Source organism: Viridibacillus sp. FSL E2-0187, assembly GCF_038006425.1.
Taxonomy (GTDB): domain Bacteria; phylum Bacillota; class Bacilli; order Bacillales_A; family Planococcaceae; genus Viridibacillus; species Viridibacillus arvi.
Genome location: NZ_JBBOVG010000001.1, coordinates 69546 through 85676, shown reverse-complemented (window position 1 = coordinate 85676; position 16131 = coordinate 69546). Strand labels below are relative to the sequence as shown.

Annotated in this window: 15 protein-coding genes; 1 reads left to right on the top strand and 14 read right to left on the bottom strand. The window is 38.5% G+C overall.

The window, feature by feature from the left end; all coding sequences use genetic code 11:
• Positions 1-33 precede the first annotated feature (33 nt).
• From MHH85_RS00330 to MHH85_RS00315, 4 genes are all read right to left on the bottom strand, one after another.
• Positions 34-720, bottom strand: a complete 687-nt coding sequence (locus MHH85_RS00330; protein WP_193737555.1) for a heptaprenylglyceryl phosphate synthase — start codon at positions 718-720, stop codon at positions 34-36.
• Positions 721-919: 199 nt separating this feature from the next.
• Positions 920-1240 carry a YerC/YecD family TrpR-related protein gene (locus MHH85_RS00325; protein ID WP_038178690.1) on the bottom strand — a complete coding sequence of 107 codons (321 nt, stop codon included), beginning with the start codon at positions 1238-1240 and terminating at the stop codon, positions 920-922.
• Positions 1241-1261: 21 nt separating this feature from the next.
• A complete protein-coding gene (locus tag MHH85_RS00320; RefSeq protein WP_340705624.1) occupies positions 1262-2305 on the bottom strand; it encodes a DUF3048 domain-containing protein in 1044 nt (347 codons plus the stop codon).
• Positions 2306-2316: 11 nt separating this feature from the next.
• Positions 2317-4047 carry an adenine deaminase C-terminal domain-containing protein gene (locus MHH85_RS00315; RefSeq protein ID WP_340705623.1) on the bottom strand — a complete coding sequence of 577 codons (1731 nt, stop codon included), beginning with the start codon at positions 4045-4047 and terminating at the stop codon, positions 2317-2319.
• Positions 4048-4230: 183 nt separating this feature from the next.
• On the opposite strand from MHH85_RS00315, the gene MHH85_RS00310 reads away from it, so the two are divergent.
• Positions 4231-4707, top strand: coding sequence for a YgaP family membrane protein (locus tag MHH85_RS00310; RefSeq protein ID WP_227751935.1), 477 nt, complete (start codon positions 4231-4233; stop codon positions 4705-4707).
• Between the two features lie 53 nt (positions 4708-4760).
• Here MHH85_RS00310 and purD read toward each other — a convergent pair whose 3' ends face one another.
• From purD to purB, 10 genes are all read right to left on the bottom strand, one after another.
• Positions 4761-6017 carry a phosphoribosylamine--glycine ligase gene (gene purD, locus MHH85_RS00305; protein ID WP_340705622.1) on the bottom strand — a complete coding sequence of 419 codons (1257 nt, stop codon included), beginning with the start codon at positions 6015-6017 and terminating at the stop codon, positions 4761-4763.
• Between the two features lie 248 nt (positions 6018-6265).
• On the bottom strand, positions 6266-7801 hold the full coding sequence (gene purH, locus MHH85_RS00300) for a bifunctional phosphoribosylaminoimidazolecarboxamide formyltransferase/IMP cyclohydrolase (RefSeq protein ID WP_340705621.1): 1536 nt from the start codon (positions 7799-7801) through the stop codon (positions 6266-6268).
• Positions 7802-7905: 104 nt separating this feature from the next.
• Complete coding sequence (gene purN / locus MHH85_RS00295; RefSeq protein WP_340705620.1) at positions 7906-8475, bottom strand: phosphoribosylglycinamide formyltransferase; 570 nt, start codon at positions 8473-8475, stop codon at positions 7906-7908.
• On the bottom strand, positions 8468-9529 hold the full coding sequence (purM, locus tag MHH85_RS00290; RefSeq protein WP_340705619.1) for a phosphoribosylformylglycinamidine cyclo-ligase: 1062 nt from the start codon (positions 9527-9529) through the stop codon (positions 8468-8470). Before purM ends, purN begins: the two co-directional genes overlap by 8 nt.
• A gap of 13 nt (positions 9530-9542) precedes the next feature.
• A complete protein-coding gene (gene purF, locus MHH85_RS00285; protein WP_193737561.1) occupies positions 9543-10967 on the bottom strand; it encodes an amidophosphoribosyltransferase in 1425 nt (474 codons plus the stop codon).
• A complete protein-coding gene (purL, locus tag MHH85_RS00280; RefSeq protein ID WP_193737562.1) occupies positions 10943-13174 on the bottom strand; it encodes a phosphoribosylformylglycinamidine synthase subunit PurL in 2232 nt (743 codons plus the stop codon). Before purL ends, purF begins: the two co-directional genes overlap by 25 nt.
• A complete protein-coding gene (gene purQ, locus MHH85_RS00275; protein ID WP_340705618.1) occupies positions 13158-13844 on the bottom strand; it encodes a phosphoribosylformylglycinamidine synthase subunit PurQ in 687 nt (228 codons plus the stop codon). Before purQ ends, purL begins: the two co-directional genes overlap by 17 nt.
• A gap of 2 nt (positions 13845-13846) precedes the next feature.
• On the bottom strand, positions 13847-14095 hold the full coding sequence (gene purS / locus MHH85_RS00270; protein WP_038178699.1) for a phosphoribosylformylglycinamidine synthase subunit PurS: 249 nt from the start codon (positions 14093-14095) through the stop codon (positions 13847-13849).
• Positions 14092-14808: a phosphoribosylaminoimidazolesuccinocarboxamide synthase gene (gene purC, locus MHH85_RS00265; RefSeq protein ID WP_340705617.1), complete on the bottom strand. Its 717-nt coding sequence runs from the start codon at positions 14806-14808 to the stop codon at positions 14092-14094. The genes purS and purC overlap by 4 nt, the downstream gene beginning before the upstream one ends.
• 16 nt (positions 14809-14824) lie before the next feature.
• The gene (gene purB, locus MHH85_RS00260) at positions 14825-16120 is read right to left on the bottom strand and encodes an adenylosuccinate lyase (RefSeq protein ID WP_193737564.1); all 1296 of its coding nucleotides are present in this window, start codon (positions 16118-16120) and stop codon (positions 14825-14827) included.
• Positions 16121-16131: the final 11 nt, after the last annotated feature.

Sequence of the window (16131 nt, the reverse complement as noted above, 5' to 3'; positions counted from 1 at the left end):
ATACAAACATTTGTTCTTGATTATACTATAGTTTTATATTTCTTTCACTGCTTTTACTGTACTAAGCGCTGCTTTTAAATCGTCATATATAATATTGCCAATTACGACGGTATTAGCTGATTGAGCCATTTCCTTTGCCTGTTCAGCGTTAGAAATCCCTCCACCATAAAATAATCGTGTATTTTCTAAAACAGCTTGAACCTCTTTTACTATATTAGGATTCCCGTAAACGCCACTATATTCTAGATAAAAAATAGGTAAATTGAACAGATTTTCAGCCATTCTTGCGTAAGCAACTACATCTTCTGCATCTAACTCAGTATTTGCCTCCGTCACTTTTGCAGCTTTGCAATCTGCATTTAATATGCAATAGCCTTCTGCAAATAGCTCGTCCCACATCATGATATCGCCGTATTCTTTAATCGCTTGATGATGTAAATCTTTTACCCATGTGGTGTTACTGCTATTTAATACTGTTGGTATAAAATAATAATCAAAACCTGGTGTAACAGATTCTAAATTAGAAATTTCTAAAACAACTGGCACTGTAAAACGACGTATTCTTACCAATAAATCTAATACATTATCGATTGTCACATTATCTGTACCACCAACAATTATTGCATCTGTGCCAGATTCGCACAATTGCTCTAGCATCTCATCTGTCATTGGTTTTGCCGGATCAACTTTAAATACATGACGCCAATTTTGAAACTCCATTTTAACCCACCTATCTGGAATATTAATATCTATTTGACTTAGTCAAATAGCAACCAAGTTTTTCTCTAATTACCAGTATACATTAGTCAAACGTGCCCTCCATTGAATATTCGAAAAGGCTCGAAAGAATTTATTTCACAAGAAAAAAACTGAACAGACATCTGCTCAGTCGGTTTCATTATATTTGCTAAACTACTTCTCAGTCTTTAGGAGCTAGAAAAGGTTTTTCATCTGGATAAAGGCGACCAAGCATTTCATCGTATGTATCATTTCCGTAATCGAAACAACGACGTACACGAGAAATTGTTGCTGTAGAAGCACCTGTTTCCTTTTTGATTGTTTCATACGTTTTTTTCAAGCGTAATAAATGCGCTACTTCAAAACGTTGTGCTAAAGATTGGATTTCGCTTATTGTACATAAATCATCAAAAAATTTATAGCATTCTTCTATGTCATTTAACTCCAAAACCGCTTTAAATAGTTGTTCTGTTTGATGACCTTTAATTTTTTCAATTTGCATGCTTCATTCCCCCTTTCCTCATTAAGGTTCATATGTGACCGCTTTTGCTAATCCAGGATTGGAAGGTACGAGGTGAATCCACGACTTACCAGGCACTAATTTGACAGGCTGATCATTTGCATATGGCACTAATACACCATCTACATTTCGCCATTTGACATCTAACTTTTGCCCAGCTTGAAATACATAACCATTTCCACCTGAAGTCAAATCAAGCGATTGACGTCCCTTTTGATCAACAGTACTTTGATTCACTTCAAAGAATAATACATTGGCAACTTGTACAGATTCATCGTTTAATAAATCCTTAGTAACTACACCGCCAGATTGACGTTCATATAATTTATTGTCTTCATTAAAAGTATATGTGTTATGGAATTGTTCATCAACACCATAACGAATATCTACTTTCGAAATATACTTTTCTATTTTAACATCTTCAGCAGACTCAAAAAAAGAGAAAGGTACTTTTTTCTGCATTTTTAATGAAGCTCCTACTTTTTTAAATCCTAACTTTACATTCTCTTCTGAAATATAGGAGTTGTGTGGCGCTACTCGATCCGTTGAACGTTGAAATAATGAACCATCATATTGCATCCCATTAATATTATCCACTACACTAGCACTTAACATCCTTTGTGCCTCTGGGCTATATCCATGTGCAATATAAAATGCATCTAAGCCTTTTGCTAGATCAACAAAATAATCCCTTGCACTTCTAACAGGCCCAATATTTTCAGGCAACTCGCTTTGGAATACTGCTAGTAAACGTGTAATATTCCCTTCAGCTACCATCTCATAAACTAGATCAGCCGAAGTTAGACCAGATTGAGGACGTGCTTGCGGATGATTATTAATCGTCACCATCACTGGACGCATTTTTGGTTTTTGCTCTACCTCTAAACCAGTAAACGGTGTGAAATATGTCTTTTTCTCAACTTCTGCTTCAGCCTGTACTTCCGTTTTTTCTGGATCCTTCTTTACTTCTTTTTCTTCTTTCTCTTTAGAGCATCCGACGATTAAAACGCCTAATACTAATAGCCCCACCATCAACTTCTTTTTCAAAAGATTTCCTCCTATCTCATAACGGACGGGAATAGAACGGTTTTCTTCATCACATCGAAAATACCGCGTTGAGTAATCCGAATATAAGGTAAATGTGTAGATTGTAAGAATAGCAAAGTATAAATAGCATCACCTAGATGATAGCCTCGCTCTTGTAACGTTTTCTTTAGAGCTAATTCTTGCTCTATTAATACTTCAACAGGCTCGGCGGATAATCCTCCTCCAATTGAAAGTGGTAGGCTTTCTAAAACTCGCCCATTCTCAACAATTACGATACCACCCTTCATTTTTTTCATTTCATTGAAGGCTATTAGCATATCTTTTGTATTTTTTCCTATTAAAATTATATCACCAGTACTTGAGTATGAGGATGCAAATCCTTGAAGATGTGTCGCAAACCCTTTTAGCAAAGTATTTACACGCCACTTTCCATTTTTATCAACTAGCATTAAATAGCATTCATCGTGGTCCGTGTGAAGTTTACCTTCATTCGTATGAACTGATACGCTATATGGTTTCGTTATAACATCATTCACCAATTGGATTCCAAATGGCATCGAAAATTGGAAGTCATCCTCAGACAAATCAAATTTCAAATCGAGTGTGCCCATTGCTGACCAATCGATTGATGGTAGAGTGAACTCCTTTTTATTGTCGCGTTTTAACCAAACACCTTTTGATAATACGCTTACAGGAACTGGATTAAATTCATTTTCTAAAAAGTTCAGAGTAGCATACCGTCCTGTTGCTATAAGTCCATGTAAATTACTCATATTATAATAGCGCGCGACATTATAAGATGCCATTTGATAGGCATCAATCGGCGCAACCCCCGCATCAAGGGCTACTTGAATACATTTGTCCATCACACCATCTCTATGGAATGAAGGTGTTGCACCATCTGTTGTCATCATTAAATGATCAAAAACATTCAATTTCTTCTCAACAATATCTTTCAAAAGTATTGGTAAATCTGGACGAATGGAAGAATGGCGTAAAGTTACTGCATATCCATGTAAAATACGATTTTCCACTTCTTCTAGAGTCATTGATTCATGGTCTCCATCAGCACCAAATAGTTTCATACGAGCTAATGTTCTTTCAGATGCGCCCGGTAAATGCGCTTCAATTTTTTTACCATGTGATTTTGCGAGTTTTAGCCAATATAGCATTTGGTCATCGCCTGCTAGTAATCTTGGCCAACCTGTTAACTCCCCACCTAACATGACATCTGTACGTTCAAGCCAATCATTAATCGCTTTTGTCGTAAAGAGATCATGTTCATTTTCAAGCTCCGTTTGCGAATCAAATCGAGCCCACCAGTAGAATGAGAATGGCAGTTGCTTTAATTGATCTAGAATTGTAAACGCTTTCTTGTTTTTAATTGCTAAAAATAGCATTAAGTTGTCAGATAGAAACGTCGTCGTTCCACGTTGCGCTGCATAATCCGCAAAGGATTGGGGATTATAAAGCTGAAATGGATGAACATGTGGTTCAATGTAACCTGGAACAATCGTCTGTCCCTCAGCATCAACAATCTCTGTTGTCGCTGTATTTGGTGGCATTTTAGATCCTGCGTATATAATACGATCTTTATTAATCCAAATATTCCCCTGGATCCATTGTTTATATATGCCATGTAAATAACGCGCGTTTTTAATTACTAAATTTGGTGCTTCTTTACCATCAATGATGGCTATTTGTTGACGGATTTGACTGATTTTCCATAAGGGTTCTGGCATTACATCCATCTCCTTTCGCTTTTCTTTTTTATTTATATGCTCGTTAAATCGATTATTTAATTTATGTCAAAAATAGGATTTAATACTGTTTTAGCATTATTGAATTATCGTATCACAGCACTTTAGGAAAGCAAAGTTTTTAGTAGTATTTTGTGGGAAAATTTGTATAGGAGGGTGACTTAATTGACACAATCAGAAAACTTAAGTACGAAGAATGCTTTTATGCGGTTAACATGTGGTATAACTATGACAGCATTTGGTATCGGTAGAATTTCGCGCGATTCTAATTGTACTGGTGGTCGATTGATGATTATTATCGGTGCTATGAAAACAGCGGAAGGTATTTTAAAGTATTGTCCAACAAAAGCAATGATGAACTCCACTATGAAATCCGTAATGGATAGTTCTATGACCAGTGCTTTTGGTGGCCAAGCTGCAAGTATTATTCCGAATATTGATCAATTGATGAAAGATTTTGCTGGTGGAAATTCGAATGCTAATTCGAATAATAACTCGAATAGTAATTCCAATAGCAATTCGAATAGTAACTCCAATAATAATGGTGAAAAGAATAATTCACAAAACAGCAACACTAAAAATCAGTCTAATGATCAAAATAAGAACACTAATAACAGTCAATCTAACTCAACTAATTCATAATTCCCATACTATACGAAAAGCTGTCCGACCTAACAATCGGGCAGCTTTTCGTTTTACTTCATTGTACGCCAACCAATATCAGAACGGTGGAAAAAGCCTGCCCATGATTCTTTAGATAAACCTTCGTATACTTTTTGTTGTGCGTCTTTTAATGATGTAGCCTTTGTGGTAACTAGTAGTACACGTCCACCATTTCCTACAAAGTCTTCTCCTACTAGCTTTGTTCCAGCATGAAATACATCGAAGTTTGCTGATAATTTTTCAAGTGACGGTAATTTAGCACCTTTTTTTACCTCGCCTGGATATCCTTCAGAAGCAATTACTACACCTAGCATTGCATCGTTCGACCATTCCAATGTATAAGGTTCTTCATTCATCAACGCCATCATGAATTCTCCAAAATCAGAAGCCATACGTGGTAATACAACTTGTGTTTCAGGATCACCGAAGCGTGCATTAAATTCAATTACTTTTGGACCTTCAGCAGTTAAAATAAGTCCTGCATATAAAATCCCAGTGAATGGTGCACCTTCAGTTGTCATCGCCTGTACAGTTGGCACGACTACTTCATCATATGCACGCTTAACAACCTCATCAGAAATTTGAGGTACTGGAGAGTAAGCACCCATTCCACCTGTATTTGGACCTTTATCACCATCATATGCACGTTTATGATCTTGTGCAATAACCATAGGATAAATTCGACCATTATGTACAAATGACATGTAAGAGAACTCTTCCCCATCAAGGAATTCTTCAATTACTACTCGAGAAGAAGAATCACCAAAACGTTGATTACCAATCATGTCTTTGATGCCTTCAATCGCTTCCTCTTCAGTTAATGCAACGATTACACCTTTTCCTGCAGCTAGACCATCTGCTTTTACAACAATTGGTGCCCCCATTTTTTGCACATATGTAATTGCAGCATCTGCTTCAGTAAATGTTGCGGAAGCTGCTGTTGGGATATTATATTTTTGCATTAGTTCTTTTGCAAATGATTTACTACCTTCTATTTTAGCTGCCGCCTTTGTTGGTCCAAAAATGCGCAAACCTGCTTCTTCAAAAGCATCTACGATACCAGCTACTAAAGGCTGTTCAGGTCCGACGAATGTTAAGTCGATTGACTGCTCTTTAGCAAAAGCTATAAGTTCCGCAAAGTTGAAAACGTCAATTGCCACACACTCTGCATCATTTTTCATACCATCGTTACCTGGAGCTACAAATACTTTCTCAACGGATGCTGCATTTGCAAATTGTTTAGCAATTGCATGCTCGCGACCGCCACTACCAATAACTAGTACTTTCATTGATGTTTCCTCCTACTTATAAATTAATGGAACACGCCGATGTTTAATCATTGTGTTCCTTAACTAGCATATCCAGTTCCAGGCGCTATCGGCTCGAGGTCACTTCAGTCTCTCGCTCAAAGGCAAAAAGCACCTTTGATTCGAGACTTCCAGTGCTTGTCGCCGATGAACGAGCGCCTTGGGCAAGCAGGATGCTGGTCATGCAACCGTTGCGACACGACGTCGCGCTTTTAGGTTGCCTTCATTAATTAGTGTTTAAAGTGTCTTACTCCTGTGAATACCATTGCGATGCCGTATTCGTTTGCTTTGTCGATTGAGTCTTGGTCTTTGATTGAGCCGCCTGTTTGGATGATTGCTGTGATGCCTGCTTTAGCAGCAGTTTCTACAGTGTCATTCATTGGGAAGAATGCATCTGATGCAAGTGCTGCACCTTTTGCTTTTTCTCCAGCTTGCTCTAATGCGATTTTCGCTGAGCCTACACGGTTCATTTGACCAGCACCAACGCCTAATGTCATTTTGTCATCAGTTACAACGATGGCATTTGATTTAACGTGTTTTACTACTGACCAACCAAGTTTCATTGCTGCCCATTCTTCTTCAGTTGGTTCGCGGTCTGTAACTACTTTTACTTCTCCATCTTTTAAGCCAAAACGGTCTGGCTCTTGAACAAGTAAGCCACCCTCAACAGATACTGTGTTGAATGCATCACGTTTTTCTTGTGCAAATGAAATTGTTAGTAAGCGAATATTTTTCTTCGCAGATAATTTTTCAAGTGCTTCAGCAGTGAATGCAGGAGCGATGATAATTTCTAGGAAGATTCCAGCAAGTTGTTCTGCTGTTGCTAAATCTACTTCACGGTTCAACGCAATAATACCACCGAAGATTGAAGTTGAATCTGCTTCATATGCTTTAGCGAATGCTTCAGAGATTGTTTCAGCTGTACCAACGCCACAAGGATTCATATGTTTTACTGCTACGGCTGCTGGTGCGTCAAATTCTTTGATAATTTGAAGTGCAGCATTTGCGTCTTGAATATTATTGTAAGAAAGTTCTTTACCATGTAATTGCTCAGCTGATGCTATTGAGAAATCTGAGCCTAAGTGCTTTTGGTAGAAAGCTGCTTTTTGATGTGGATTTTCACCGTAACGAAGTGGTTGTTTTAATTCATATGTTAAAGTCATTTGCTCTGGGAATTCTTCACCAGTGTATTCTGTTAAGTAGTTAGAAATATAAGAATCGTAAGCGGCTGTATGACGGAATACTTTTGCACCAAGACGACGGCGTGTTTCAAGTGTTGTTTGGCTTTCTGCTTTTAGCTCTGCTAATACAGTTGCATAATCATTTGAATCGACGATTACTGTTACATATTTTTGATTTTTAGCAGCCGAACGAAGCATTGTTGGACCACCAATATCAATATTTTCAATAGCATCGACGATTGTTACATTAGGCTTTGAAATTGTTTCAACGAATGGATATAGATTTACACAAACGATTTCGATTGGTTGAATACCATGTTCAGCCATTTGCGCTTGGTGTTCAGGATCATCATGTTTTGCAAGTAATCCACCATGAATAAGCGGGTTCAATGTTTTAACACGTCCACCTAAAATTTCTGGGAAGTTTGTTACTTGGTCAACAGCAGTTACTGCTACACCGTTTTCTTGTAAATGTTTTTTTGTACCGCCTGTTGATAAAATTTCATAGCCTAATGCCTCTAATTCCTTAGCAAATTCTAAAACACCTGATTTATCAGAGACACTGATTAACGCACGTTTCGTCACGATTATTTCCTCCTTAGATTTGAAAGCAAGTTGTAATTCATAATTCTTATGTAGTACATAATCGGAACCAAAGCACGAAGCTCTGGTTCCACTTAATTAATTATTTATTTTAAAGTTGCCTGTAATGCTTCTTTATAAAGGTCATGCTCAATAGCATGAATTGCTTGTTCAGTTGCCACGCGGTCACCGTCAGTGACTGCTACAGCACGTTGCGCAATAATTGGACCTGTATCCATCCCCGCATCTACAAAGTGAACTGTTACACCCGTTACTTTCACACGATGTTCCATTGCTTGTCCAATGGCATCTTTTCCTGGAAACGAAGGTAATAGAGAAGGGTGAATATTAACAATTTTCGAAGTATAGGAATTTAATAATGTTTCACCGATTAAACGCATATATCCCGCAAGAACGATCCATTTCACTTCACACTCTTGTAGCTTAGCTAAAATAGCTTGTTCATAAGCTTCCTTAGAACCAAAATCCTTAGGGCTTAGTGCTAATACAGGGATACCTTTTGCTTTAGCACGTTCTACAACATAAGCACCTGGCTTATCTGTGACAACGAGCTCAATTTTCGCATGTAGTTCACCGCATTCTATTGCTTCTTGAATAGCTTGAAAATTAGAACCGCTGCCTGATGCGAAAACTGCGATGGAAACGATATTACACATGAGTTAAGCTCCCATCATGATTACCGTTAAAAAGAACACCTTCACCTTTCACAACGCGACCAATTTCATACGCTTTTTCACCATGTTGTTCAGCAATCTCGATAATACGAGCCGCTTCAGAAGCTGGTACTGAAATTACGTATCCGATTCCCATATTGAAAACATTATATAAATCACGCTCTTGTAGATTACCTTTCTCTTTTAAGAATTCAAAGACAGGTAATACTGGCCAAGTGCCTAAATCAATTTCTGTTGCTAGTCCTTCTGGCATCATACGAGGTAGGTTTTCATAGAAACCTCCACCTGTAACGTGTGCCATACCATGCACTTCACACTCTTTTAGCATTGCTAAAACAGGTTTTGCATAAATTTTTGTTGGTACTAATAAAGCTTCACCAATGGGACCTAGGTTCTCGTAGCCTTCAACAATTGTTTCAGGTTTAAAGCCATTATCAGCAAAAACAACTTTACGGACAAGTGAATAACCATTTGAGTGAATACCGCTAGAAGCTAGCCCTACAAGTACATCACCTTCTGAAATTTTCTCTCCTGTTACGATATTTGCTTTTTCAGCAGCACCTACCGCAAAGCCCGCTAAATCATATTCGTCCTCTTCATACAGACCAGGCATTTCAGCTGTTTCTCCACCGATTAACGCAGCACCAGCTTGGACACAACCATCAGCAACACCTTTAACAATTTGCTCGATTTTAGCAGGCTCAGCTTTACCAACTGCTACGTAATCTAAAAAGTATAATGGCTCTGCACCTTGTGCAACGATATCGTTTACACACATTGCTACGCAGTCTACTCCGATTGTATCGTGTTTATCAGCCATAAACGCTAGTTTTAATTTTGTCCCAACACCATCAGTACCAGAAATAAGAACTGGTTCCTTCAAGTTTAATTCAGATAAATCGAACATGCCGCCAAAGCCACCAAATGAACCCATGATGCCCTTTCTTGCTGTACGTTCAACATGTGATTTCATTCTTTGGACTGCTTCATAGCCTGCTTCAATATTAACGCCTGCTTCTTCATATGCTTTTGACATGTAGATCGTCTCCTTAACGTATAAGTTCTTTTTCGTGTGGCAAGATAGTATCCGGGAAAATCTCAGTTGGATATTTTCCAGTAAAACATGCTAAGCATAGACCACGCTCTGGACCTTCGTGTTGGCGAGCAATAGATTCTACCATGCCTTCAACAGATAAAAATGTTACCGTATCAGCACCAATTGCATCACGGATCTCTTCAACACTATGACTAGAAGCGATAAGTTCTTCTGATGAAGATGTATCAATACCGTAGTAGCATGGGTCTGTCATTGGTGGAGAACTGATAACAACATGTACTTCTGCTGCTCCAGCTTCCTTCAACATTTTCACTATACGTCTTGAAGTTGTACCACGAACAATTGAATCATCTACCATTACAACACGTTTCCCTTGAACAACTTGACGTACTGGAGATAATTTCATTTTCACACCACGTTCACGTAACTCTTGTGTCGGTTGAATGAAGGTACGACCAACATAACGGTTTTTAATCAGGCCTAATTCGTAAGGAATCCCACTTTCTTCTGCAAAACCAATTGCTGCGGAAATACTTGAATCTGGAACACCCGTTACAACGTCTGCCTCAATATGAGCACATTCTTTTGCAAGTGTTTTACCCATACGTTTACGTGCCATATGCACGTTAATGCCGCCAATTTCCGAATCTGGTCTTGCTAAATATACATATTCCATTGCACACATTGCACGTTTAGCTGGTTCTACAAATCGATCGCTTTTCACACCATTATCATTAATAACGATTAATTCTCCTGGTTCTACTGAACGAACGAATTCTGCACCAATTAAATCGAACGCACAAGTTTCAGAAGCAACAACCCAACTGTCGCCTAATTTACCAAGTGCTAAAGGACGTAAACCGTGCTGATCTCGAGCCACAATTAAACCTTCTTCAGATAACATTAAGATCGAAAATGCACCTTTTAACAAAGTAAGCGCATTTTTCACTTTTGAAAGAAATGTCGGATGCGTACTTTTTTTAATTAAGTGAGCAAGTACTTCTGTATCAGAAGTTGAGTTAAAAATGCTACCTTGACGTTCTAAATGTTGCTTTAAGTGATTTGCATTAACTAAATTACCATTATGCGCGATTGATAAACTGCCTGTTGATGAGCGGAACAGCAGCGGCTGAACATTTTCAATTCCGCCGCCTCCTGCTGTCGTATAACGTGCATGAGCTATTGCTGCTTGTCCTTTTAAGCCTTCTAATTTACCTTCACTAAATACATCATTTACAAGACCTTCCCCTTTAACAGCGCGAAATTGCTTGCCATCTTTGACAACAATCCCCGCACCTTCTTGACCACGATGTTGTAATGCATGTAAACCGTAATAACTAAGCTGCGCTGGGTTTTCATTACCCCAAATCCCAAACACGCCACATTCTTCATTTAAGCCTCTGAGTTCACCAAACATGGTATTGCCCCTTTCCAAGCATCTTGGAATTCTGCTACTGGACCTTCGATTAATGTAGAACCGTCTTCACCGCGAACACTCAATTTGGCATCTGCTGAAACAACACCAATTTTACGAGCATCTTTAACAGCTACTTCAAATGCTTGAGCATTTTCAGCTTTAACTGTTACTAAGAAACGTGATTGCGATTCACTAAATAAAGCACTTACTGCCGAACCTTCTAAGATGATTTCTGCTCCGAATTTTGTACCGAATGTTTTTTCTGCTAATGCAACAGCTACTCCGCCTTCAGCAACATCATGTGCAGATGCCACTAAACCTTGTTGGATAGCTTTTAATAACGCGTCTTGACGTGCTGCTTCAACAGTTAAATCAATCTCTGGTGCTAGACCGAAAATACGGCCATCATTTTGCATTTTTTGAAGTTCAGATCCACCGAATTCAGTTTTTGTATCGCCGATTAAGTAGATATAGTCTCCAGCTTCTTTAACTTGCTGTGTTGTAACGTGAGCTAAGTCTTCTACTAAACCAACCATACCGATTGTTGGTGTTGGATAAACAGCTACACCACTACGCTCATTGTAAAGAGAAACATTACCGCCGATTACTGGTGATTCTAGTGCTAAACAAGCCTCTGAAATACCATCAGCTGATTTTTCGATTTGCCAGAAGATTTCTGGTTTTTCTGGATTACCAAAGTTCAAACAGTCTGTAATTGCAAGTGGCTTACCACCAGAACAAACGATATTACGTGCTGCTTCTGCTACCGCAATTTTCCCGCCAACTTCTGGATCTAAGTAAATGTATCGAGAGTTACAGTCAGTTGTCATTGCAAGACCTTTGTTCGTACCACGTACACGTACTACTGCTGCATCAGATCCTGGTGCTACAACTGTTGATGTACGTACTTGATAGTCATACTGGTCATAAACCCACTCTTTAGAAGCAATTGTAGATTGTTTTAATAGTGAGATTAAAGTTTCTTTATAGTCAGCAACGGTAGGCTCTACGTTTTCCATTGCTTGGAATTCATTGTAGTAAGCTGGTACTGCAGATGGTTTGTTATAAACAGGTGCTTCCTCTGCAAGAGCATCTGCAGGAACATTTGCTACAACTTCTCCTTTATGTATAAGGCGTAGCATTTTATCGTCAGTTACATGACCGATTGTTACAGCATCTAAACCATACTTCTCGAATAGAGTAACGATTTCAGCTTCATGTCCTTTTTTCACAACGATTAACATACGCTCTTGAGATTCTGAAAGCATCATTTCATAAGCTGTCATACCTGTTTCACGTTGAGGTACTAGATCTAAATTCATCTCAATACCGTAACCTGCTTTAGAAGCCATTTCGGCAGATGATGAAGTTAAGCCTGCAGCACCCATATCTTGTATTCCAACTAGTGAATCAAATTTCACTAATTCTAGGCAAGCTTCAAGAAGTAATTTCTCCATGAATGGATCGCCAACTTGTACAGCTGGGCGTTTTTCCTCTGATGACTCACTTAATTCCTCAGAAGCGAATGTAGCACCGTGAATACCATCACGACCTGTTTTAGCACCAACGTACATTACTGGGTTACCCACACCTGAAGCAATACCTTTTTGAATGTCTTTATGATCGATTAAACCAACACACATAGCATTTACTAGTGGATTACCTTCGTAACAATCATCAAATTGAATTTCACCACCAACTGTTGGAATACCGATACAGTTACCGTAGCCTGCAATTCCAGCTACTACTTCTTCAAACAAATATTTTACGCGTGGAGTTTTCAACTCACCAAAACGTAGAGAGTTTAACATGGCAATTGGGCGTGCACCCATTGAGAATACATCGCGGATAATACCTCCGACACCTGTTGCTGCACCTTGATAAGGTTCAATTGCAGACGGGTGATTGTGTGATTCCATTTTGAACACAACTGCTTGGTCATCGCCGATATCGACGATTCCTGCACCTTCACCAGGGCCTTGTAATACTCGAGGTCCTGTAGTTGGGAATTTACGTAGCACCGGTTTTGAGTTTTTATATGAGCAGTGCTCTGACCACATTACTGAAAAGAGACCTGTTTCAGTCCAATTCGGTAGACGTCCTAGAATACTTTCAACTAGCGCAAATTCTTCATCGGACAAGCCCATTTGTGCATAGAGTTTTTGCTCTTTAATTTGCTCTTGTGTTGGTTCAAGCTTGATTGACATGTGATTCCCTCCACTGTTTGACGATTGATTTAAATACTGCAAGTCCATCCGCGCCACCGATTAATTCGTTCACTGCGCGCTCTGGGTGAGGCATCATACCAAGTACATTACCGCGTTCATTGACGATTCCTGCAATATCTTCTAAACTACCATTCGGATTTTCGCTAGAATAAGTGAAAACAATTTGGTTATTGTCCTTTAATGATTGCAAAGTATCTTCATCACAGTAATAATTTCCTTCACCATGTGCGATAGGTACTTTAATAATTTCATCTTTTGCATAATGATTTGTAAATTGTGTATTATTATTAACTACTTTTAAGTCAACAGTACGACACATGAATTTCAAATTTTTATTACGTAGAAGGGCACCAGGAAGTAGTCCTGCCTCAGTTAAAATTTGAAATCCATTACAAACACCAAGGATTGGCTTACCTGCTTCAGCAGCTTTTACTACTTCAGTCATAACGTTTGAAGAGCGAGCAATTGCACCACAACGTAGGTAATCTCCGTAAGAGAATCCACCTGGTAATAAGATACCGTCATAGCTACTTAAATCTTTTGTATCGTGCCATACATATTCTGCTTCTTCACCAAGTTCGTCTTTAATTGCGTGATACATATCTAAATCACAGTTCGATCCTGGGAAAACGAGTACTGCGAACTTCATAGTTAGTTAGCCTCCTCGACTTCAAAACGGTAGTCTTCTATAACAGTATTTGTAAGTAGTTTTTCGCACATTTCTTTTACTACTACATTTAAATCACGATCAGATGGTTCGATTTGTAATTCTAAGTATTTACCAATACGAACGTCTGCAACTTCTTTGTAGCCCATTGTGTGTAATGAGCCTTTCACTGCAGAACCTTGTGGATCTAATACACTTTCACGTAATGTTACATAAACTTTTACCTTTTTCATTTTGATAGTCCTCCTAGGCGAGCTAATATGATTTTATAAACATCTGTTAAATTACCAAGATCTCGACGAAAAACGTCTTTATCAAGCTTTTGATTTGTTTCTATGTCCCAAAGACGGCAAGTATCTGGTGAAACTTCATCTGCTAATAGCACTTGCCCACTAGCATCACGACCAAACTCTAGTTTGAAGTCTACTAGAGTTACGCCGATTTCTTGGAATAATGGACGGAGAACTTCATTCACCTTTAAGCCATTGTTGTAAAGAGCTTGTACTTCTTCTGGTGTAGCAATATTCAATATTTCAATATGCTCTGTTGTGATGAGTGGATCTCCAAGATCATCGTTTTTGTAATAAAATTCAACGATTGGACGACGAAGAGGCGTACCCTCTTCGTATCCAAGTCGTTTTGCAAGGCTACCTGCTGCAATATTGCGGACAACCAATTCAATTGGAATAATGTCTACTTTTTTTACAAGCTGTTCGTTTTCTGAAATTTGTTCAACAAAGTGAGATTCGATTCCCGCTGACTTTAATTTATCGAAAATTAAAGTTGTAATTTTATTATTTAAAATACCTTTACCTGCGATTTCCTCTTTTTTCTCACCATTGAATGCTGTAGCACTATCTTTGTACTCAACAAACAGAATATTTTCTTCTGCTGTCGAGTACAATCTTTTAGCTTTTCCTTCATACAAAAGTTGACCTTTTTCCACTGTTAATTCCCCCGGTTTAGTTTAATCCTAGACGTTCAAAAATTGTATCTACATGTTGTAGGTGATAATTGTAATCAAAACAATCATCTAACTCTTCTTTTGATAAATGAGCAGTGATTTTCTCACTAGCATCAACTAGTCCACGGAACTGCACTTGTTCATCCCAAGCTTTAGCAGTTAGGGGCTGTACTGTATCGTACGCTTCTTCACGTGAAAGGCCTTTGTCGATCAAAGCAAGTAATACACGTTGTGAATAGATAAGGCCAAATGTGCGACCCATATTGCGTTTCATATTGTCAGGGAATACCGTTAAGTTTTTCACAATGTTTGCAAAACGATTTAACATATAGTTTAGAGTAATTGTACCGTCTGGTAAGATTACACGCTCTGCTGATGAATGTGAGATATCACGTTCATGCCATAGTGACACGTTTTCATAAGCTGTCATCATATAACCGCGAAGTAAACGAGCCATACCAACCATATTCTCAGAACCGATTGGATTACGTTTGTGAGGCATTGCAGAAGAGCCTTTTTGACCTTTTGCGAAGAATTCCTCAACTTCACGTGTTTCTGATTTTTGTAAACCACGAATTTCAGTTGCGAATTTCTCAATTGAAGATCCGATTAAAGCTAAAGTTGCCATGTATTGTGCGTGACGGTCACGTTGTAAAGTTTGTGTAGAAATAGGAGCTGCTTGAAGACCTAATTTTTCGCAAACGTATTTTTCAACAAATGGATCAATATTAGCATAAGTACCAACCGCTCCAGAAATTTTACCTGTTTCGATTACTTGAGCTGATGCTTCAAAGCGTTCTAAATTGCGTTTCATTTCTTCTAACCATAATGCGAGTTTTAAACCAAATGTGGTTGGTTCAGCATGAACACCATGTGTACGGCCCATCATAACTGTGTATTTATGTTCTTTCGCCTTATTCTCTAAAATTTCGATAAAGTTTTTAATATCTTTACGTAAGATTTCATTAGCTTGTTTGATTAAATAAGAAAGTGCAGTATCTACAACATCCGTAGAAGTTAAACCGTAATGTACCCATTTACGTTCTTCCCCTAGAGTTTCAGAAACAGCACGTGTAAATGCAACTACATCATGTCGAGTTTCTTTTTCAATTTCTAAAATACGGTCGATATCAAAACTTGCACCCTCACGGATTTTCATAACATCCTCTTTCGGGATATCACCAAGTTCTGCCCAAGCCTCACAAGATAAGATTTCAACTTCCAACCAAGCTTGGTATTTGTTTTCTTCTGTCCAAATTGCGCCCATTTCGGGACGAGTATAGCGTTCTATCATATTGTTCTCCT